At 58.9% G+C, this 18816-nt stretch carries 21 protein-coding genes, 2 pseudogenes and 1 riboswitch; of the genes and pseudogenes, 13 read left to right on the top strand and 10 right to left on the bottom strand.

Annotated features, from left to right (window positions below):
* Window positions 1–121 precede the first annotated feature (121 nt).
* From HGP12_RS19095 to HGP12_RS34675, 3 genes are all read right to left on the bottom strand, one after another.
* A complete protein-coding gene (locus HGP12_RS19095; protein ID WP_168840371.1) occupies window positions 122–589 on the bottom strand; it encodes a MucR family transcriptional regulator in 468 nt (155 codons plus the stop codon).
* Window positions 590–941: 352 nt separating this feature from the next.
* Window positions 942–1361, bottom strand: a complete 420-nt coding sequence (locus HGP12_RS19090) for an NUDIX domain-containing protein (protein WP_168840370.1) — start codon at window positions 1359–1361, stop codon at window positions 942–944.
* Between the two features lie 627 nt (window positions 1362–1988).
* The gene (locus tag HGP12_RS34675; protein ID WP_312862918.1) at window positions 1989–2444 is read right to left on the bottom strand and encodes a hypothetical protein; all 456 of its coding nucleotides are present in this window, start codon (window positions 2442–2444) and stop codon (window positions 1989–1991) included.
* 176 nt (window positions 2445–2620) lie between these two features.
* Here HGP12_RS34675 and HGP12_RS19080 point away from each other — a divergent pair, with 176 nt between their 5' ends.
* From HGP12_RS19080 to HGP12_RS19070, 3 genes and pseudogenes are all read left to right on the top strand, one after another.
* Complete coding sequence (locus tag HGP12_RS19080; RefSeq protein WP_168840369.1) at window positions 2621–2947, top strand: PadR family transcriptional regulator; 327 nt, start codon at window positions 2621–2623, stop codon at window positions 2945–2947.
* The gene (locus HGP12_RS19075; RefSeq protein WP_168840368.1) at window positions 2944–3516 is read left to right on the top strand and encodes a DUF1700 domain-containing protein; all 573 of its coding nucleotides are present in this window, start codon (window positions 2944–2946) and stop codon (window positions 3514–3516) included. Before HGP12_RS19080 ends, HGP12_RS19075 begins: the two co-directional genes overlap by 4 nt.
* Window positions 3517–3550: 34 nt before the next feature.
* A pseudogene (locus tag HGP12_RS19070) lies at window positions 3551–4257 on the top strand (GIN domain-containing protein).
* Window positions 4258–4285: 28 nt separating this feature from the next.
* Here HGP12_RS19070 and gabD read toward each other — a convergent pair.
* Window positions 4286–5740, bottom strand: coding sequence for an NADP-dependent succinate-semialdehyde dehydrogenase (gene gabD / locus HGP12_RS19065; protein WP_168840367.1), 1455 nt, complete (start codon window positions 5738–5740; stop codon window positions 4286–4288).
* Window positions 5741–5997: 257 nt separating this feature from the next.
* Complete coding sequence (locus tag HGP12_RS19060; protein WP_168840366.1) at window positions 5998–6822, bottom strand: AraC family transcriptional regulator; 825 nt, start codon at window positions 6820–6822, stop codon at window positions 5998–6000.
* A 97-nt stretch (window positions 6823–6919) separates the two neighbouring features.
* Here HGP12_RS19060 and HGP12_RS19055 point away from each other — a divergent pair, with 97 nt between their 5' ends.
* A complete protein-coding gene (locus HGP12_RS19055; RefSeq protein WP_168840365.1) occupies window positions 6920–7849 on the top strand; it encodes a phytanoyl-CoA dioxygenase family protein in 930 nt (309 codons plus the stop codon).
* Between the two features lie 62 nt (window positions 7850–7911).
* Here HGP12_RS19055 and HGP12_RS19050 read toward each other — a convergent pair whose 3' ends face one another.
* Window positions 7912–8676, bottom strand: coding sequence for a putative nucleotide-diphospho-sugar transferase (locus HGP12_RS19050; RefSeq protein ID WP_246703474.1), 765 nt, complete (start codon window positions 8674–8676; stop codon window positions 7912–7914).
* Between the two features lie 179 nt (window positions 8677–8855).
* Between HGP12_RS19050 and HGP12_RS19045 the strand changes: the two genes are divergently transcribed.
* Window positions 8856–9023 carry a hypothetical protein gene (locus HGP12_RS19045; RefSeq protein WP_168840364.1) on the top strand — a complete coding sequence of 56 codons (168 nt, stop codon included), beginning with the start codon at window positions 8856–8858 and terminating at the stop codon, window positions 9021–9023.
* 253 nt (window positions 9024–9276) lie between these two features.
* The gene (locus HGP12_RS19040) at window positions 9277–9501 is read left to right on the top strand and encodes a hypothetical protein (protein ID WP_168840363.1); all 225 of its coding nucleotides are present in this window, start codon (window positions 9277–9279) and stop codon (window positions 9499–9501) included.
* An 81-nt stretch (window positions 9502–9582) separates the two neighbouring features.
* On the opposite strand, the gene HGP12_RS19035 is transcribed toward HGP12_RS19040, so the two are convergent.
* A complete protein-coding gene (locus HGP12_RS19035; RefSeq protein ID WP_205926534.1) occupies window positions 9583–10059 on the bottom strand; it encodes a pyridoxamine 5'-phosphate oxidase family protein in 477 nt (158 codons plus the stop codon).
* 61 nt (window positions 10060–10120) lie between these two features.
* Entirely contained in the window at window positions 10121–10387 is a 267-nt protein-coding gene (locus HGP12_RS19030) for a hypothetical protein (RefSeq protein WP_168840089.1), read from the bottom strand.
* Between the two features lie 333 nt (window positions 10388–10720).
* Here HGP12_RS19030 and HGP12_RS19025 point away from each other — a divergent pair, with 333 nt between their 5' ends.
* The 3 genes from HGP12_RS19025 (at window position 10721) to HGP12_RS19015 (ending at window position 12935) form a co-directional block, all read left to right on the top strand.
* On the top strand, window positions 10721–11011 hold the full coding sequence (locus tag HGP12_RS19025) for a hypothetical protein (RefSeq protein ID WP_168840362.1): 291 nt from the start codon (window positions 10721–10723) through the stop codon (window positions 11009–11011).
* A 51-nt stretch (window positions 11012–11062) separates the two neighbouring features.
* Window positions 11063–11605, top strand: a complete 543-nt coding sequence (locus HGP12_RS19020; protein ID WP_168840361.1) for a DUF1269 domain-containing protein — start codon at window positions 11063–11065, stop codon at window positions 11603–11605.
* A 232-nt stretch (window positions 11606–11837) separates the two neighbouring features.
* Window positions 11838–12935 (top strand): FUSC family protein, encoded by a 1098-nt coding sequence (locus tag HGP12_RS19015; RefSeq protein WP_281408224.1) that lies wholly within the window; start codon window positions 11838–11840, stop codon window positions 12933–12935.
* A 116-nt stretch (window positions 12936–13051) separates the two neighbouring features.
* On the opposite strand, the pseudogene HGP12_RS19010 reads toward HGP12_RS19015, so the two are convergent.
* A pseudogene (locus HGP12_RS19010) lies at window positions 13052–14289 on the bottom strand (hypothetical protein).
* Window positions 14290–14449: 160 nt separating this feature from the next.
* A riboswitch (cobalamin riboswitch) is annotated at window positions 14450–14668 on the top strand.
* A gap of 126 nt (window positions 14669–14794) precedes the next feature.
* Here HGP12_RS19010 and HGP12_RS19005 point away from each other — a divergent pair.
* The gene (locus tag HGP12_RS19005; RefSeq protein ID WP_168879607.1) at window positions 14795–15619 is read left to right on the top strand and encodes a glycerophosphodiester phosphodiesterase family protein; all 825 of its coding nucleotides are present in this window, start codon (window positions 14795–14797) and stop codon (window positions 15617–15619) included.
* A gap of 153 nt (window positions 15620–15772) precedes the next feature.
* On the opposite strand, the gene HGP12_RS19000 is transcribed toward HGP12_RS19005, so the two are convergent.
* Window positions 15773–16051 (bottom strand): HU family DNA-binding protein, encoded by a 279-nt coding sequence (locus HGP12_RS19000; protein ID WP_168840359.1) that lies wholly within the window; start codon window positions 16049–16051, stop codon window positions 15773–15775.
* 355 nt (window positions 16052–16406) lie between these two features.
* Between HGP12_RS19000 and HGP12_RS18995 the strand changes: the two genes are divergently transcribed.
* The 3 genes from HGP12_RS18995 to HGP12_RS18985 all read left to right on the top strand — a co-directional run bounded on the left by HGP12_RS18995 (window position 16407) and on the right by HGP12_RS18985 (window position 18812).
* Window positions 16407–16628, top strand: coding sequence for a hypothetical protein (locus HGP12_RS18995; RefSeq protein ID WP_168840437.1), 222 nt, complete (start codon window positions 16407–16409; stop codon window positions 16626–16628).
* Window positions 16629–16794: 166 nt separating this feature from the next.
* Window positions 16795–17793 (top strand): Tim44 domain-containing protein, encoded by a 999-nt coding sequence (locus tag HGP12_RS18990; protein ID WP_168840358.1) that lies wholly within the window; start codon window positions 16795–16797, stop codon window positions 17791–17793.
* 194 nt (window positions 17794–17987) lie between these two features.
* Complete coding sequence (locus HGP12_RS18985) at window positions 17988–18812, top strand: class I fructose-bisphosphate aldolase (protein ID WP_168840357.1); 825 nt, start codon at window positions 17988–17990, stop codon at window positions 18810–18812.
* Window positions 18813–18816: the final 4 nt, after the last annotated feature.

The raw sequence follows: 18816 nt of genomic DNA, 5'->3' as shown, positions 1-18816 counted from the left end.
CACGCGAAGGCGGATCGAAACGTCGTCAGAGCATTTTCAGGAGCGCACGCAGCAATTTCCCGTCCCGAAGGCGCTGGAAAAGGGCGTTTCCGCGATTCGAAGAAAGCGGAACTGCTTCAAGTCAGCCGGCTTTCCGCTGCCGTCGAACCGGTTCAGCAGCCGGCGTAGTTTCGGTCGCGTTCTTGGCATGGCCTAGGAGCGCTTTCTTCGCCAGCGTCGATCGCGTGGCTGCATAGGTCGCCGAGACCATCGGATAGTCCGCGGGCAAGCCCCATTTCCTTCGATATTCTTCGGGCGTCAGGCCGTACTTGGTGTTGAGATGCCGCTTCAGCGATTTGTACTTCCCGCCGTCTTCCAGGCAGATCAGATATTCATCGGTAATTGATTTCTTGATCGGTACCGCCGGCTTCAGCGACTTTTCTAATGTCGACGGCTCAGCTTGCGGGGAACCCGTAAGCGCGGCATATGTATCTAAGATGAGTCGCGGCAAATCCTCCGGTGCGGTCGCGTTGTGGAGAACGTAGGCCGAGACGATCTTGCTTGTCAGCTCAATAAACCTCTCATGGCTGGCAGTATTTTCTCTTTTCATTTCCGGCCTCACGTCGTGTTTTTTTACTCATGTATCTAAAGTTGTTTTTACTTTCAATTAAAATAACGAAGGCCTTATGTATTCTGCGTATGTTATCATATTCGTAGTAAATATGCTCACCGCTAAAGTTGAAATCCATTAAATTTTCATTTTGTTACAATATTTAAATTTCACTCTCGGTCCAGGTACAGCGGCGCACAATTGGTGGCTGGCCTGCCCGTGGGCAAAGCGTCTGCCGCGCATCGGTGAACAGGTGGGCGAAGTTGTGTTCTACGCCATATTCCAGGCCAGGAATTTCCGAGAAATCGGCGAAGTCGCCCTCCGTCCGTTGCGAGCCAGGTGCAATTCGACGTCATCTGCCCGCGGACATAGTCTGCTGCCGATAATGGGGAAGGATATGATGCTCGGTCAGGGGAGCCATAGCTATATGTCCGGGATTGTGGGGCGATACCCAGCGGATCTCTTCGATCTCCGCCGCTGCCGCAATTGCCGCATCGCCCACATGCAGCCGGAATATATCCGCAATGACGGTATGATCCGGTTCGTTGGCAGCAGGCGCCTGGAAACGGCCGATGAAAATCAGGTCCTTCGTCTCTGCTGCAAGGCCCAGCTCTTCGAAGAGTTCTCTGACGAGCGCCTTTTCCGCCGTTTCCTGCGGTTCCACCTTGCCGCCGGGCTGCATAAAGGCGGCGGTACCGCGCTTGCGCACGAGCAGCGTATCGCCATCCGGGCGCAGCACCAGGGCCGCCGCTATGCGTATCGTTTTCGTCATGCCATGATCTGATCGGATTCGCGGGCGAGTTTCAACGCTCATAATGTCCGTGCATAGTTCGATGTCATATGGACGCTTCGCGCGCGGGCATGTTCGCTGCTACGGCTTCATCAGATGCTGGCGGAAAAATTCCGCGACTGCGGCGTTGAATTGCCTATGAAACGCGATGCGATCGAACCCCGGCGCGTCGGTGCAGGCATCGGACGATGGCCGTATTTCCGGACAAGGCGTCAGAAACGACAGATGTACGGCATTGGGGACGACCCGAAAGTCAGGCCTTTCTGGCAATAGCCGTGCAAGCGTTGCGACGTTTTCGGGCGATGCTCCACCGCCTCCTCCAAGTTCTGAGCCCCAAAGCTGAAGCGGAACTTTGACATCTTTCACGCTGTCGGTGGTCGGGAATACGATGCTCAATGGGGCGGCGACAATGACCGCCTTAGTGCGGGGGTCGTGGGTCAATGACTGCGGCGGCAATGGCCGCCGGGGAGGCTGAGTTTGGCCCGCCGACGGGCAGCCAGCTGCTTTCGGATCTGCACAGCGCGGTGGCAGCTTGGTGAAATCCGGATTAGCTCCCGCAACGACGAGACCCGTATATCCACCCTGGGAAAATCCGTAGAAGCCGATCCGCTAAGGGTCGATCTTCGCGGCATCGGGGGAAACGTCAAGCATGAAATCGATAGTGCGTTTGATATCGGCAGGGCGCTCGATCAATACGCCAAGACCGCTTGCCTTGCTCATGTCGGCATGATTGGCATGCGGATGATTGATGGCAACGACAATGAAGCCGGCGTCGGCAAGTGCTTCTGCCGTATCGTGATGGCCCAGATACCAGCCGCCATAGCCATGCGAGACGATGATGAGCGGTAACGCCTCGCCCGCAATCGGGCAATCCGGCGTTGCTGGTACTACCAGAGTTCCGATCCTCACCTCTGTTGGAGGGGTTGCGCAAGGAAACCACATGGCGGCGTCGATCGCCGGGTTATCCGCGTCACCTGAAATGTGAATGAACTTCAAACCTGCCGCATATCCCGATGGCGCGACAAGAGAGAGTGCGGCCGCGAGGACAAGGCTGAAGCGGATCATTACAGCTGCTCCATTTAACCAGAGATATACGCTGCGCGATGGGCTGCGATAGCAAGGTACGCAGGCCTGTAAACCACATGACGACGCGAAGGCGGCATATGCTGACCGCGAACGCCATCTAGCTACCTTGCATAAACAGATAGCTTGTTATATTCATCTTGTAAACAGAGGCGTTCATGACTGACTCGATTCAAGTTCAATTGCGGAAGGGTGTTCTCGATCTATGCGTCCTGGCCGTGCTGTCGCGGGGCGAAAGCTACGGCTATGAGATCGCCAGCACGCTGGTCGCAGCCGTCGGAATGGGGGAGGGAACGATCTACCCGTTGATGCGCCGAATGCAGAATGACGGCCTCGTCGCCACCCGTATCGTCGAGTCGAGCAATGGTCCCCCGCGCAAATATTATCGGCTCACGCCGCTCGGCCGTTCGATTTTTGAAGCCCATCGCCGTGACTGGCGCTCGCTAGCAAGCTCCGTCGACAAGCTACTTGAGGATTTGCCATGACCAGGGACGCATTCTTGCGCACGCTGAGGCTGGGACTTGCGGGCCTTCCTCCAGACGAGATCGACGATATCGTGGCCGATTACGCAGCCCATTTTGCTGAATCCGAGGCCTCCGGCCGAAGCGAGGAGGAGGTTGCAGCCGCGCTTGGCGATCCGGGCAGAATTGCGCGGGAGCTGCGTGCGGATGCGGGGCTGCGCCGCTTCGAGGCCCATTGGAGCGTGCCGAACCTTCTGGCCGCGATGATGGCGCTGGCCGGCCTCGCCATCGTCGATATCTTCTTCCTGCTACCTCTGCTCCTTGCCGCGATCTTCGTCACGCTTGGCCTTGCGATCGCACTGGTAGCCGTCGGCGCCGTCGGCCTGAAGATCATCGTTATGACCGTACTGTTTCATATCGGCTTGCCCTCCGTCGGTATGCTGGCCCACCTGCTTATCGGTGCCGGGCTGGTGAGCTGCTTCGTGGGCGGTGGCGCATTGCTACTGATGGGATTGAGTTTGGGCATACGCATGCTTGGGCAATATGCCCGACTGCATTTCCGCTTGGCGCAAGTAGACGAAGGTCGAGCTTGATCGCCGGACTGCACATCGTTGGAGGAAATGGACAATGAACGGGAAATTGGCGACTGTCGCGACGACCGGATTGATTTGTGCATTCGTTTTTCTAGCGCTTGGTATCGGGCTTTCCGGGCCGGATTGGGCAAACGCAGGGCATTGGTGGAGTGGCATACAGTCCAGTTGCGGATCTGCAGCATCCGGCAGCCGGCAGGTTATCCTGCCTTTCAGCTCCAATGGCAGCCTGGCGATCGATATTCCCGCCTCCGTGCAATATCAGCCGGGCGGAAAGGCGGAGGCCGTCATCAGCGGCGATCCCGCTCTTCTTAGCCATGTGAGGCTGGAAGGTGGGAGGCTGAGCCTGGACTGCAACCCGGGCTGGTCCAGCTCCAAATTCGAAGTCAGCCTGTCGGGTCCGCTCGTCACAGACTGGAAGGTGCGCGGCAGCGGCGATCTTGCCTGTCGCAGCTCGATCAATCCGATCTGCGTTTAAGCATATCCGGAAGTGGCAGCGTCGCCGCCACGGGTAGCGCACGCACCGTCGATCTGGAGATTTCCGGCTCAGGTGCCGCACGGTTGAAAGATCTTGCCGCCCAATCGGTAAAGATCAGGGTTCGGGGCAGCGGCGACGCCCAGGTTGCCGCTGCCGCCGATGCGGACATATCGATCAGCGGAAGCGGCAATATCGAGCTGTACGGGCATCCGGTCCTGCGGCGCTCCGAGATCAGGGGCAGCGGCCGCCTCGTGCAGGTGCCATAAACCTGCTCCTGGCGGCCTTTTCCTGGTCTCAGACGACGCCGCCGAGGCAGACATATTTGATTTCGGTGAATTCCTCGATGCCGTAGCGCGATCCCTCGCGGCCGAGGCCGGAGAGCTTGACGCCGCCAAACGGCGCTTCGGCCGTCGAGATCAGGCCGGTATTGACCCCGACCATGCCGTATTCCAGCGCTTCGGCGACGCGGAAGACGCGGGCGAGATCCTTGGCATAGAAATAGGAGGCGAGACCGAATTCGGTGTCGTTGGCCTGGGCGATGACATCGGCCTCGTCCTTGAAGCGGAAGAGGGGAGCGACCGGTCCGAAGGTCTCTTCTCTCGCGACGGCCATCGCCGGTGTGACATTGGCAAGTACGGTCGCCTCATAGAAACGTCCGCCGAGCTGGTGGCGATGACCGCCGGCAACGATGCGGCCGCCTTTGGAGAGCGCATCGGCGACATGCTCCTCGACCTTGGCAAGGGCTGCCTCGTCGATCAGCGGGCCGAGATTGATGCCTTCATCGAAGCCGTTGCCGGTCTTAAGCCCGCCGACGGCTTTTGCGAGCTTGTCGGCAAAGGCATCATAGACGCCGTCCTGCACATAGAGACGATTGGCGCAGACGCAGGTCTGGCCGTTGTTGCGGAACTTGGCGATCAGCGCGCCTTCGACGGCGGCATCGAGATCGGCATCGTCAAACACGATGAAAGGTGCGTTGCCGCCGAGCTCCAGCCCGAGTTTCTTGATGGTCGGCGCACTCTGCCTGTAGAGCTCGGCGCCGACTTCGGTCGAGCCGGTGAAGGTAAGCTTGTGCACGATCGGGCTTGCGGTCATCTCGGCGCCGATGGCGCGGGCAGAGCCGGTCAGCACGCTGAACAACCCCTTGGGCAGGCCGGCGCGTTCAGCCAGGATCGCAATGGCGATCGCCGAGAACGGTGTCTGCGAGGCCGGCTTCAGCACCATGGCGCAGCCGGCGGCAAAGGCAGGACCGGCCTTGCGGGTGATCATGGCGTTGGGGAAATTCCAGGGGGTGATCGCCGCGACAACGCCGATCGGCTGCTTCATCACCAGAATGCGCTTGTCCTTCTGGTGGCCGGGGATGATGTCGCCATAGACGCGGCGGGCCTCTTCGGCAAACCATTCGATGAAGCTCGCGCCATAGGCGATCTCGCCCTTGGCCTCGGGCAGCGGCTTGCCCTGTTCGGCCGTCAGGATGCGTCCGAGATCGTCCTGGTTTTCCATCATCAGCTCGAACCAGTGCCTGAGAATGCCTGAGCGTTCCTTGGCGGTGCGGGCGGCCCATTCCTTCTGCGCGACTTCGGCCGCGGCAATCGCCTTCTTGGTCTCGGCAGCTCCGAGATTGGGAACATAGCCGATGATTTCGCCCGTCGCCGGATTGTCGACCTTGATCGCGTTGGATGGATCGGCCTCGATCCAGTCGCCGCCGACCAATGCCGCCTGTCGGAACAATGTTGCGTCTTTCAAATTCATGACTGCCTCCTCGCGCTTTCGAACGTTGATGAAAAGCGGCGTCCTCGTCCGCTCTCAAAGGGTAACGCTTAAGGAACGATAATCGGCTGTGCCTTTATTGAAGCTTCGCCACTTCCGCACCGGTAAACAGGCTACCATGTTCGCACCAGGATTTGGGAGCGGATACTCCGGCTGCCAAACCTGAAACGGAATTCCATCCGGCGGCGCGGCGGCGCGGTGAACGGATGGTTGCGACGAGGCGGCCGAGTCTCGACCGTTCAGCTCCTCCTGAATCGTGAGCGAAATTCGCGCGGCGTGCAGTTTTCCCGCTCGTGGAACAGCCGCGAAAAGTAGAACGCGTCGTCGATTCCGACCTTGGCGGCGATGATCTCGATCTTGTCGTCCGTCGTTGCCAGGAGTTCCTTGGCATGATCCATGCGCACCCTGAGCTGAAAGCCTTTCGGCGGCAGTCCGACTTCCCTTGCGATCTTTCTGCGGAATGTCGCGGGCGACATTCCATATTCGGCGGCGAAGGCCGCGATATCGAGGGGTTGCGTCGCCCTGCGCCGAAGCGCCTCGACGATTTCGCCCATATCCGCTCCTTCCTGAAGGGAAGGCGTGGTCTGGCTGGCCTGTTGCGCCGCCAGGATGACGATCTGGTGGAGCAAAGCGGCCGCTGAGGCTCTCGCAAGGTTCGAATCTTCGAGCAGATCGGCGTGAATGCCGCCAAAAAGGCGCTGGATGCGATCGAGATTGCGCAGATTGACGAGCGGAGCCTGCTCGCTGATGATGTGCAGCCTCAGAAAGTCCCGCACCAGAGAGCCTTCGAAAAGCGCCCACCGCTCGCTCCAGCCATCTACATCCGGGCCGTATGAGTGCTGCCGGTTTGGAAAGAGCCAGAAGAGGGCCGGGCCTTTCACATTCCGGCGACCGCAAGCGTCGGTATCGAGAAAGCCCTGGCCGTTCTCGACGAGAACCACCGCATAGCTCGGCAGTTTCCGCGCCTTGACGGCGTGCATGGCATGCTGCCTTCCGCTGCCGGTGATAGCTAATCCGCCAGCGGCCGCAAGGGGTGATCGGTAAACGGCTTCTGTCGGTCTCACGATGAGCGAAAAGTCCAGTATAATTTTCGTCCATGTAATGAAACATCACCAGTGGTTAGATTCAATGGGCAATTACATCGAACCATGGGCGAGTGAAATGTCGATTTCCCTGCAGGCCATGCAATCCGGCGGGCGCGAGCTCAATCTTGTCGCCAACGGAAAAGTTCTTTCCGTCGCGCCTGATCGGCTCGGCTATCTGACGCCGACCGATCCAGCGATCGGCATCGAAGCCATACGCCGCAGTTACGAAGAGAATGGCTATGTGTGGCTCAAGCGTTTCCTGCCGCGCAAAGACGTCATCGACTTTCGCGGCTGGGTCTTCGGCCATATGGCGACTACGGGACTGATCGAGAAGGGAACGGATCCGAAAGATGGGATCGCGTCTGCCGCCGCACCCGAAGGCAGGGACGTCGATCGCTGCCTGATGTCGCTCGTCCGTTCGGTCGCTTATGAGGGCTTCTGCGCGCAGCCCCGCATGTCCCGCTTTATGGACGAATTCCTGTCGGGCATTTCCTATCTGCACAAGCGCAAGATCATGCGCCATGTCCGGCCGGGGACCACGACGGCGACGCCGGCTCATTACGATCTGGTCTATCTTCGCGGCGGAACCAGCCGGATCGTGACGGCATGGATACCGATCGGCGATATCCCGATCGAAATGGGTGGCCTCACCTATCTAGAGGGATCGCATGCCATCGGCGCCAGGATGGAGCGCGAGTTCAGCGAGCAGAACAAGGATCTCAGCCCCGAGGAGCGTGTGAGTGCGTATAACCGCAACATGACGGAGGGGGGCTGGGTTTCAAAGGATCTGCCCGATATGGCGGAGCGCTTCGATACGCGCTGGCTGGTCGCCGATTATGAGGCCGGGGACGTCATGCTCCATTCGCCCTTCATGATTCACGCCTCGACCACCAACCAGGACAGGCGGCAACGACTGCGTCTCTCCACGGACATTCGGTATCAGAATGTCGAGGACGAGATTGATATCAGGTGGAACAACCATTGGACGCTCGGCGACATGCTGTGATCATGCCGCCGCCGGCTTGCGGTCGATTGGCGAAGTCAAAGCAGGAAACTGGGCAGCGCGCCTCAATCGTGACCGCCAAGGATGCGCTCGATTTCCTCGACCCGATCGCGGCGGCGCTTCAGGCGTTTGCCGATGCGGCCGAACCAGCGTTGGCGTTTGGTCGCCTCCCGGCTTGCCTGGAGCTGCTCGATGAAGATTTCGCTGACTGGCTCATTTTCGAGCCGATCGAATATCCAGCAGAAGGACACAGGCAATTTAACCACCTGGAATTGTGGCTTCGCGGTGGCGGCATCTTCGGCGATGATTTCCTCCAGAACGATCTGGTCCCACATGTCAGGCTTGGCAAGGCAGCCTTCTCGCCAGCGCTCGATGAGTTGCGCCGCCCCAGGGGTATCGTTGATGAGAATCGTCGCGCTGATGAGGCGTTCATTGGCTTCGTAATAGACCGCAAGGTCGCACTCGAGCTTGCGAAGTTCCGGCCAGGGATTGCGATGGAAGACCGCGTCGACGTCGACGTAAAGCATAGGTCCGCGCTGCCTCGCCCTTTCCCGCTGCAGGAAGCCGGGTTTCAGCCCGGCATTCAATACCCAGCTGCCGGCGCTCGGCACGGGCGTCGCCTGAATGCTCAGCCCGATACGCTTGGCGGAGCGAACCATGCGGTCCTTCTCGTGTTCGTAAAAACTGCCTTCGGTGAAGAAGGCGACGATCGGGCCGTCGGCGGTGGTTGCCGTGGATTTGCGGTCGGCCAGATCTTGTTCTGCCGGAAATGGGACAATCAATGCACGCTGCTGCGCCGTCCAGGGACGAATTTTATTGAGGATATTCAAAAGGCACCTTCGGAGTTAGTGGATTTCAATCGGATATCCGCCGCCACAGCCCCAAAAGCGTTGCGGACAAGATTGAATGTTGGGATGAATTGAGCGCTTTGTCCGGCCGCTTTTGGAAACGTCACCCCTGACGTCGATACCGGATTGGCAAACTGTTTGATCTTCGCTAATCGATTGTCATGTCCGATAATGTCATCAAGTTTGAACGTCGTCCTAAGCCAAAACCGCCGAGGCAAACGCCTCCTTGGCTCAAGCGTCTGCTGGCGATCCTGGCCGTCATCGCATTTTTCGTAGCAGCCTTTGCTTATTTCACGCTGAAGGGCGGCGCGGCCGGCCCGACTTTCTGATCAGCACGCGATTTATGCGGTCTTGGACCGATTTCTTGATCGTCTGAGAAGCCGTCGCTTAATTGCGGAATAAACGCTGCGCGACGCCGTATAAGATTTTCCGTTGCCGACGAACGGGTATTTACTCAGCTATTTCAGGTCGTTGGCGAGAATATCTCGTGCGTGCATAGCCCAGCTATGGGTGGAAGTTTATCCTCGAGTTTCTATATTTTAGGGATGTTCATGGTCTGGCAAACAGGAAGAGGAGCAGGACATGACATTGACCTCGCAAGACGTCACCTCCGTACTCGGCCCTGTGGACGAGACCCTTATCGCCGAAATTGTTGCAATAGGCGCAACGCCGACGGAATTGTCCGAGGCTTGGGCTTGGGTCAACAGCGATGAGGCTTTGATCGGCGAAGGCCGCCATCTGCCTGCCGGCAACGTGGCAGCCTTGGTGGATCTGCTTTCGGCCGATGAAGAGGAATGGGAAGAATAGGATTTCATGCCCTCTGGTTCGGGCTTTACGCGAACCATGCCGGCCCTGGGTGCGGCATGGCTCGCGGGCGATCTATCGCTTCTAAAGCTCGACTTTCACGTTCTCGCCCATGTCAGGCCTCGAATTCGAAACGGCGGCAGCGGCCATCTTGATGTAGCTGATGATGGTTCCGGGGCTGTCCCAGTATTCGGCGAAAGATGGCGTCACTTTCAAGACGCGAATGGATGGATCGTCGGCGCTGTGCCACCGGGCCTTGGCAGCCGTCGTCCAGAGGTCTTCCACGCGCTCGCGGTCGTTGCTGATTTCCGCCATGCCGGATATCGAGACATATTTCTGGCCCTTCGTGTCAGCGAAGGCCAGGCAGACATTCGGCCAGCGAGCGATCTCCTCATCCTTGTGGCCGGCGACATCGGTCAGGAAATAGATTGCATTCTCTATCGGTTCTGGATGTGCGGCCATCGGTCGGGCGCGCAGGCTGCCGGACGTTTGAGTGGTCAGCATACAGATGCCGATCTTCTCGACAAGTTCCCAAACGCGGGCGTTCTCATCGGTATCCATAATGGTGATCTCCTTGAGTTACTTTTGGCGTGGGTGTGGGGACAGTCGGCCCGACGCAATCTCACGGCTGTTCGCGGGTTCCCGGTGAAGCCTCGCGCTCGTCCGCGTCTTCAAGGTCGCTTTGCACGATGAAGGCGTCATCGGGCTGACGCGCTGCTTCCTTTGCCGCCTCGATGTTGGGCAGGTCGTCGGGACCGCGCTCTTTGAGATGCTCCGAGGCGGCGTCGAGTTCACCTTTGGTCTGATTGGCTGCCGTCGGCCGATGGCTGGGAGAACCCGTATCGCGCTCAGCCGCCGTCTTGCTATTTTCTCGTCGCGGATCCGTCATGTCGATTACCCGTTCGTCTGGTTTGCAAGTTCGTCTGGTTTGCAAGAGCTCGCTTCATCTAGGATGCAGCGCGGCCGAAGACCTTTCCGGATGAGGAGATGTCCGGCCACATCAATCGAACCGTACGGCGGCCACAATGTTCCGCATTGGCGAGGGCGATACCTTTCTTTGCGCGTGGCGAAGGTCGATCGTCCTATCGACGAGATCACGATTTCGCCGATACCGGGTCGAACAAGGGAACCTTGAACCCGCATTTGCGTCTTCCTACGTGAGCAATAACCGAGGCTTTATGAGCTCGGTTGCCATCACGTCTATGAAGAGTGAGTAATTAAAATGGAAGATAAAACCAAAACTATCGAAGATCTCAGCGTTGAAGAGCGCGAGGAAATTCTCATCGATGTCGCCCGGACGCTGGAAGGCACGGCGCGTGAAGCTTTTGTCGAGGGCAACAAGCAGTTTGCGGCGCTTTCCACCAACATGGCGGAAGCAATCCGGGTCAATGCCGACGAACTGGCCCGCGATGATCCAGAACAGGCCGAAGAATTGTTGCAGCAGGCTGTCGCAATGATCTCGCAGTTCAATGCTACTCATCCTTACCGGTTGATCAGCACAGCTGTTCACTGATCGGCTTGAGGTCCTAGTTCCTGCTTCGACAAAAAACCCCGGAGGATTTCGATGTCAGAACTCATCGTGCTTGGTTTCGATAATGCCGACAAAGCGGACGCCGTTCTTAATCGTCTCGTCCAGCTCGAGAAGGAATATCTGATCGACCTCGAAGATGCGGTCATTGCCGTTCGCGACGAGGCCGGCAAGGTCCGTCTCAAGCAGAGCGTCAATCTGACGGCGGCAGGTGCCGCAAGCGGCGGGCTTTCCGGCGCGCTGTGGGGTTCGCTCGTGGGCCTGCTGTTCCTCAATCCCCTTGCCGGACTTGTGGTCGGCGGCGCAATCGGTGCCGGTTCCGGCGCTCTCGCAGGATCGATGGCCGATTACGGCATTGACGACGATCTCATCAAGAAACTCGCCGAAGCCATTCCCACGAACAGTTCCGCGCTCTTCCTGCTGATCCGCAAGGTCCAGCCGGAGAAAGTGCTTGCCGAATTCAAGGGCGAGCATGCAAGGTTGCTGCGCACCTCGCTTTCGCCCGATCAGGAAACGCGACTGCGGCAGGTTCTCGTCGACGAGACGACGCCGACATCCGCGGCTTCCGCCACGGTTTGAGCTCAAAGCCTGATCTGTGACCATCGATTAAGGACCGTGCTTCCGGATAGGAAGCGCGGCAGAAGGTGGTGCAACCAGACGCTCGCCGTAAATGCGCGTGGCTTCCATATTATGCCGAATGCTGCCATTCTGAGCATCGGGTTCATCCGGTGATCGGCGGCATTGCAGCAAGGGGAGGGGCAAGACCCGAACGGCTATTGTCAGCATACGTTTCCAGACGAAAAGTTGCGCGATGACCGAGCCCATATCTCGCCAAAGCCAGCCTCCGTCAAAACCCAAAACATCCCTGGACCAGACTCAGCGCGCGGCGGTGCAGGCGCTGCGAGTAATGATTGCATGCACGATCACCTATGCCGTCTCCCAGCTTCTTCATCTTCAGCAGGGTTATTGGGCCGTGTTCACGGTGCTGATCGTCATGCAGGCGTCGGTTGGCGCGACGGCCGGTATGGCTGCCGATCGCTTGGTGGCGACGGTCGCCGGGGCAGTGCTTGGAGGTGTGGCGGTGTTCGTGACACCGCAGGAGCCGCTTGCTATCGGGATCGCGCTGATCTGCGTCGTCGGCTTTTCGAGCTTCGTGGCGGCGCGCGTGCCTCGCCTGCGCAATGCCGGGCTGACGGCAGCGATCGTCATGCTGACGCATTCCGCCGCCGTTCCCGTCGAAATCTTCGTGATCGACCGCATTGCCGAGATTACCTTGGGCGGTGTCGTGGGTGTACTCGCCAGCCTCTTCATCCTGCCGACGCGCTCGCGGACTATAGTGCTCGATCGCTTCGGATCGGCTCTCGACGTCGTGGCACAGATCTTGCGTACTCTTGCATCCGCGGTCGAAAAGGGCGAGCCGGTATCCGCCTCGGAAGCCAATATCGCGCTGCGCCAGTCCCTGATGGCGACGGAATCGCTCCTGACCGACGCTCAGCGCGAACGCGCCTTCTGGCTGACAAAAGAGGGAATTTCCGAGGCCATCCCTCGCTCGCTTTGGCGAATCCGCAACGACATGACCTATGTCAGCCACATCGTGGAAACGCCTTTCCCGCCGGCGATCGTCGAAGTGATCGGGCCGCAGGCGGGACGAGTGCTCGAGGCACAGGCCCGCTTCGCGGAAGCATGTGGCCGGGCGCTGCGTGCCGGCGGCGAGATCGATTCAGCGGTGCTTTCGGCTGGCGATGAAGCTTTCGAGGCCGCGTTTAGCGCTCTTCAACGTTCCGAAGCTGCTCAATCGATGGATTTTAGCGAAACAGGCCGCCTGTTTGGTCTCGATTTCACCTTGCGCCGCATGCGTCAGAATTTTCTCGATCTTGCCGATCGCATCCGCGAAAGCAAGGTCAGTTGAAGCGACGAGGCGGTTTCGGCATGACCTGGTCTCTCAACGCCCAGCGTAAGGGAGCCGGTCAACAAGACCGACTCCCTTTGCTCATTAGGAACGAAGAGGGTTTTGCGTTTCCGCTTTTAGTGAACCGCTCCCGATCCGCCAGCCGCAACGATCGCAAAGGGCTGCCCCTCGACAGCAATGCTGCGGATTTCCTTGAGCGACTGGCCGTCCACCAAGCGAATAAGGCCGTGACGTGGATCCATAATGGCGAGAAGGTCGCCGGCAATGGCTAGGCGCGGCCGGGGATCGCGCCAATGGCCGTCCTTGCTGTAGGGTTCGGTGACCGCCTCGGATTTCACGATTGCGCCTTTCACCACATCGAGAAGATGCAGACTACCATCCTCGGTGAGGATATAGGCATGCTGCGGCTTTGCCGGATCGAGCACGAAGTCGACGCGTCGTGTCGGCAGTTCGATCAGCTTGTAGGGCTCGACTGCGTTGTCTGGGTCGATCAGCACGACATTTTGCTCACCGTAATTGCCGAGGAAAAATTGCATGGAGGTGCCGCCGAGCAATGTCGATACCTTGCCTTTCGGGAGAGGCGCGTCATAGGCGAGCGTATCGAGCTTCGGGCCGTTGACACCGCCAGGGCGCGCGATGAGGACGCCTTCCTCGCAACCGAAGGCAACCAGCCGGGGGAGGTTGCCTCCCCGTGAAGGCCAGTGCAAGGCTTGATATCGCCGACCTGCTCGCCCTTTCGGTTGAGGACGCGCAAGCCGAGACGTGGTGGCAGCTCACCCTCCTTGACCGGTGCCTCCATGTTCGGCGCCGATACGAGAAGATGATTGCCCATCGGAACGGCAACGCCGTGGTGGGCGGCCATCGTCTCGAATGCACGGATGTCAGGTTTACCTTCTGCAAGACCGCTCTCGGACAGGAGGTCGAACTTGTCGTCGCGATCGTAGAAGATCGCGATATCATTGCCGTGCGTTACCACGTGCCTCGGCTTTTCACCCCTGATCGCAGCTGGAAGCAGTTTCGGTTCGGAAAGCTCGATGTCGCGATGTTCTCCGTGATCGGAGAGCGAGATGCCGGTCGCGATGGCGTGGACGACATTCTTTTCGCCCTGCACGGCAAAGACTGTTCGGCCGGACTGGCTGAGCGACAGCGCGGCATAGCCGTCAAGATCGAACCGACCGATCTCCTTACCGCTTGTCGCGTCAATCGCGCGGACGATCGGCAGGCTGTGATCGGCAACGAACAGCCGCCAGCTTTCCGTCTCGTTTTCGCTGTCGGCAAAAGAGGGAAACGGAAACAGCAATGTGCAGGCGAGCGACGAGGCTGCAAGGAAGATACCGGAACCTGTGCGTAGCATGGAAAATCCTTTATGTAATAACATTACATATGCAGCGTAATAAAATAACGCTGTGCTTGTCCAGCCCTTGCATGCACGCATCAAGCGAAATGAGCATCCATATCAGCATGGAAATCGATTGGGGGACTTCGAAGCGGTTGACGTAATTTTAACTCAGGCTACTATATATAGTGTTCGAGGTTCCCCTGATTCGCAAGAATTGGAGGCTAAGATGGGAATCCGGTCGGCAAACATGATGATTGCCAAGCCGGAGCTGCACCCGCAACTGTGAGCGGCGAGCATTCGTTTGACGAAGTCACTGAGGCCATGTGCCTTGGGAAGGCGAAACGAATGCGTCGACCCGCGAGCCAGGAGACCTGCCTTGAGCAATAACGATCACCGTTCTTAAACGCCGCTCGCAACGGCCGGCATTGCGCTTTGCAGATCTGTCAAAATCCCATGATACCCCGGCGGAGATGTCCGGTTTCGGGCGAATCGCGCGCATCCCGCGAGACGAGGACGTATCATGGACTATGCCGATTATATCGCCGATCCCTCGCGCGACTGCGCGATCGTCGTTCATCGCGGCATCTGGCGCGCCGCGCCGGAAAACAGCTTGCTGGCAATCGAGCGAGCCATGTCTGCCGGCTATGATGCCGTCGAGATCGACGTGCGATGCAGCAGCGACGGCGAGTTCTTTCTCCTGCATGACGATACGCTTGAGCGGACGGCCGGCCTCATCCAGGAGGCAGAGGGGCTGACGCTGCAGCAACTGTCGAGCCTGCACCTGCGTGACCGCAATGGCGGCGAGACGAACCGGATGACCGGAGAAAAGCTGCCGAGCCTGAAGGATGTCTTCGATCTCACGCGCGGCCGTGTTTTCCTGCATCTCGATGTCAAGCGCAGAGACATGATCCCCGGTGTGATCGCCTGTGCTCGTGCCATGGGCGTCGATCGGCAAGTCGATTTCTGGGGCGATCTGAGGACCCCGGACGATCTTGCCTGGATCCAGCACAAGGTATTGCCGGAGATGGTTCTCTTCATGGCGAAAACACGCCTCGGTTCCCAGGATGCGGAGAGCCAGCTCGATCTTCTATTTCAGCTCAACCCGCTGCTGTGCGAAATCTACTTCGACAGCTTGGACCAGCTTTCTGCTCGCAAGGCGCTTTTTGCTGACGCGGGCGTGCGCCTGTGGGTCAATACACTCGATTCCGTTTCCTGCGCAGGCTTTACGGATACCGCCGCGCTGCAGGACCCCGCGGCAATTTGGGGCCGCCTGATCGATGCAGGCGTCTCCGCCATCCAGACGGATGAGGCTGAGGCGCTGAGGACCTACCTCAAGGCTCGTTAGTCAGCTTTTCGATGTAATCATCCTGAACTGATCGCGCTGCGATAGCTCACGGTCGCGCAGCAGCGTTCGCCTTGATATGAAAACGCAAATGGCCGGCCCTAGCGGATAGAGCCAGCCATTTAACCCATCCAGCCTTTACGGCCAGGGTCGCGATTACTTGTTGAGTGCATCCTTCAGCGCCTTGGCTGGCGTGAAGGCAAGCTTCTTCGAGGCGGCAACCTTGATGGTGGCGCCCGTTCCCGGATTGCGTGCTTCACGTTCCGGCGTGTCCTTGACCTTGAACTTGCCAAAGCCAGGAATCGAGGTTTCGGCGCCGGAGGTCGCGGCTCCGGTGATGGCTCCAAAGACGGCTTCTACGATTGCCTTGCTCTGAACTTTGGTGAGCTTATGCTCCGCTGCAATTTGATCTGCGATTTCATTGGTAGTGGTCATGAGGCTTCCCCCGCATTGATGACGCCGGAATCATTTCCATTGCCGGTGACAGTTGTCACCTGGAGTTCTGCACGGAAAGGCCGAGAAAGCCGGTATTTCCACAATTTCCGACGTATTGAAGCCATTTTAGGCGCTTTACGTGGGTGTTTTCCCAGTCCAAGCACAAGTCGGATAGCCTGCGGGAGGACGGTTGGGGGCATCCGCAGACGCCTTGCGAATCTGCTGAAAATGCCGGAATCGGCGGCTCCAGCGCGTTTTCGCCAATCGGATGCGGGCCATGGCGGCGCAATCGAGGCTGGTCTTTCTCCGGACGGGTCTATAGAGCCTCGCTCACGATGTTTGAATGGGACAAGCAATGGAACATGAGATCAAGATAGGCAATCGCGGCGATTTCGGGCTCTGGGCCATCGAGCTCGCAAAGCAGATCATCAGCGATGAGGGCTTTGAACTGGCAAGAGCGGGACGGGACGGGACGGACGATGATGTGCGCGCAGCCGGCAATGCGCTTGGCCAAGCGATCACCAATGCGCTGATGGAAGTTTATGACGGTCTGATCGAAAGGGCCGATGAAGACTAGGGTCATCTCCGCAGGTTGCGGCCGGTCATCCGCATGCTCGCGCGGGTGGCATGTTCAGGATTGAAATTTGAAAGTTGCACCAACTTAAAATCGCAGCCTTAAAATCGCAAACCGGCATCCCCATATAGGGGCGAATTAGTCTTTCTGCCCTATGACAGGAGAGCCAATGTTCAGTGCAGTACCGCGGTTTGCCAAGATCGCAGCCATCGTCGTCCTTGCCGCCGCTTCGTCCGTAGCGACCTTTGACGCTGCCGATGCGCGTCGGGCTGGATCAAGCGGATTCGGAAGCCGCGGGACGCGTACCTTCGATACGCCGGCGATCACGAGGACAGCCCCCACGCAGGCGGCGCCGATCGATCGGACGATGACGCAGCGGCCGCAGCAGCAGACGACGATCCAGCCGCCGCTTGGCGCGCCACAGCGTCCAGGCTTTTTCGGTGGCTTTGGCGGATCGATGATCGGCGGCCTGATCGCAGGCGGTCTTCTCGGCATGCTGCTCGGCCATGGTTTCGGCGGCGGCATCGGCTTCCTCGGCATGCTGCTGCAGATCGGCCTGATTGTGCTGCTGATCAGCTTTGCCATGCGGTTCTTCGCAAACCGCCAGCGTACGCAATATGCGGCGCCGGGATCGGGCGCGCCTTACAACGGGAATCCGATGAACAATGCGAGCGCGTCGCCGCGTCCTTCCTTCTCCATCCCGTCCATGGGCGGTGGAGCGGCCGCCGCGCAGAAAACACGCCAAGCCAACGACGAGATCGGGCTGCAGCAGGCCGATCTCGATCGCTTCGAGCATCTCCTCACCGAAATCCAGTCGGCCTACGGCAAGGAAGATTATGCCACCCTACGCCGGCTGACCACGCCGGAGGCGATGTCCTATCTTGCCGAAGAGCTCGGGGAAAACGCCACGAATGGCGTGCGCAACAGCGTTTCCGACGTTCGTCTGCTGCAGGGCGATATTGCCGAGGCCTGGCGCGAGGACAATGCCGAATATGCAACGCTTGCGATGCACTATTCGAGCATCGACGCTCTGGTCGACCGCGCAACAGGAAAGCTCGTCGACGGCGACGATCACAATCCCTCCGAGACGACCGAACTCTGGACCTTCGTGCGCAAGCCGGGCGCGGACTGGACGCTTTCCGCGATCCAGGGCACGAAAACCCACTAATCTACCTTGCTTCAATAGAGGCCGCCTCGCGAGGGATCGGGGGCGGCTAGTCATATCCAGAAACTGATAGCCTTCATTCTCTAAGGTCTGAACAAGTCGAGCGGGTGCGAAAGCGATGCGGCATCCGCCTTGACTCGCCGAAGGCGTCCTCTAATGTACTGATGTGGAAACGTTACCACATTGGGAGGAAATAGATGAAATCCGCGCGGCTCAACCGCCTGTTCGGCGTGTCCGGAAATTGCTTCGATGTTGCTATCGATCATGGCATGTTCAATGAACGGACCTTTCTGGCCGGCATCGAGGATATGAGAACTGCGATCAAAGTGATTGCCGATGCCGCGCCCGATGCCATTCAGCTTCCACCGGGGACTGCCCCCATTCTACAGGCGATCCCCGGCAAACATCGCCCGGCTCTGGTGCTACGGACCGATATCGCCAACATCTACGGCAATCCGCTGCCCTCGGCGCTGTTTTCCGAGATGATCGATCGTGGCGTGGAGCAGGCCGTGGCGCTTGATGCCGCCTGCGTGGTCGTCAATCTCCTGATGCTGCCGGACCAGCCTGAGGTTTACCGCGCCTGCGTGCGCAACGTGAACAGCCTGAAGCGCGAATGTGAGATCTATGGCATGCCGCTGATGGTGGAGCCGCTGGTCATGCAGGACAATTCCAAAGGCGCCTATATGGTCGATGGCGCAATCGACAAGATCCTGCCGCTGGTACGCCAGGCCGCCGAACTCGGCGCCGATATCATCAAAGCGGATCCTTGCGACAATGTTCAGGACTATCATCGCGTCATCGAGATCGCCCAAGGCTTGCCCGTGCTTGTGCGCGGCGGCGGCCGCGTGTCGGATCTGGAAATCCTTTCACGCACCAGGCAACTGATGGAGCAGGGCGCCCGCGGCATCGTCTATGGCCGCAATGTCATCCAGCACCACAATCCCGCCGGCATGACACGCGCCCTGATGGCGATCGTCCATGAGAGGGCTTCGGCCGAAGACGCCTCGCGGCATCTCGCCTGATATA

The organism is Rhizobium sp. P28RR-XV (assembly GCF_012641385.1).
GTDB lineage: Bacteria > Pseudomonadota > Alphaproteobacteria > Rhizobiales > Rhizobiaceae > Rhizobium.
This window is presented reverse-complemented; position numbering and strand designations above follow the sequence as displayed.

Bases quoted from the DNA above. Each gene is read 5' to 3' on its own strand.
- HGP12_RS19045 (WP_168840364.1), top strand. From the start codon at position 8,856: ATGTCCGATAATGTCATCAAGTTTGAACGTCGTCCTAAGCCAAAACCG.
- HGP12_RS18995 (WP_168840437.1), top strand. From the start codon at position 16,407: ATGGAACATGAGATCAAGATAGGCAATCGCGGCGATTTCGGGCTCTGG.
- HGP12_RS19040 (WP_168840363.1), top strand. From the start codon at position 9,277: ATGACATTGACCTCGCAAGACGTCACCTCCGTACTCGGCCCTGTGGAC.
- HGP12_RS19015 (WP_281408224.1), top strand. From the start codon at position 11,838: ATGACCGAGCCCATATCTCGCCAAAGCCAGCCTCCGTCAAAACCCAAA.
- HGP12_RS19035 (WP_205926534.1), bottom strand. From the start codon at position 10,059: ATGGATACCGATGAGAACGCCCGCGTTTGGGAACTTGTCGAGAAGATC.
- HGP12_RS19080 (WP_168840369.1), top strand. From the start codon at position 2,621: ATGACTGACTCGATTCAAGTTCAATTGCGGAAGGGTGTTCTCGATCTA.
- HGP12_RS19005 (WP_168879607.1), top strand. From the start codon at position 14,795: ATGGACTATGCCGATTATATCGCCGATCCCTCGCGCGACTGCGCGATC.
- gabD (WP_168840367.1), bottom strand. From the start codon at position 5,740: ATGAATTTGAAAGACGCAACATTGTTCCGACAGGCGGCATTGGTCGGC.
- HGP12_RS19030 (WP_168840089.1), bottom strand. From the start codon at position 10,387: ATGACGGATCCGCGACGAGAAAATAGCAAGACGGCGGCTGAGCGCGAT.
- HGP12_RS18985 (WP_168840357.1), top strand. From the start codon at position 17,988: ATGAAATCCGCGCGGCTCAACCGCCTGTTCGGCGTGTCCGGAAATTGC.
- HGP12_RS34675 (WP_312862918.1), bottom strand. From the start codon at position 2,444: ATGATCCGCTTCAGCCTTGTCCTCGCGGCCGCACTCTCTCTTGTCGCG.
- HGP12_RS19090 (WP_168840370.1), bottom strand. From the start codon at position 1,361: ATGACGAAAACGATACGCATAGCGGCGGCCCTGGTGCTGCGCCCGGAT.
- HGP12_RS19055 (WP_168840365.1), top strand. From the start codon at position 6,920: ATGTCGATTTCCCTGCAGGCCATGCAATCCGGCGGGCGCGAGCTCAAT.
- HGP12_RS19075 (WP_168840368.1), top strand. From the start codon at position 2,944: ATGACCAGGGACGCATTCTTGCGCACGCTGAGGCTGGGACTTGCGGGC.
- HGP12_RS19095 (WP_168840371.1), bottom strand. From the start codon at position 589: ATGAAAAGAGAAAATACTGCCAGCCATGAGAGGTTTATTGAGCTGACA.
- HGP12_RS18990 (WP_168840358.1), top strand. From the start codon at position 16,795: ATGTTCAGTGCAGTACCGCGGTTTGCCAAGATCGCAGCCATCGTCGTC.
- HGP12_RS19025 (WP_168840362.1), top strand. From the start codon at position 10,721: ATGGAAGATAAAACCAAAACTATCGAAGATCTCAGCGTTGAAGAGCGC.
- HGP12_RS19020 (WP_168840361.1), top strand. From the start codon at position 11,063: ATGTCAGAACTCATCGTGCTTGGTTTCGATAATGCCGACAAAGCGGAC.
- HGP12_RS19000 (WP_168840359.1), bottom strand. From the start codon at position 16,051: ATGACCACTACCAATGAAATCGCAGATCAAATTGCAGCGGAGCATAAG.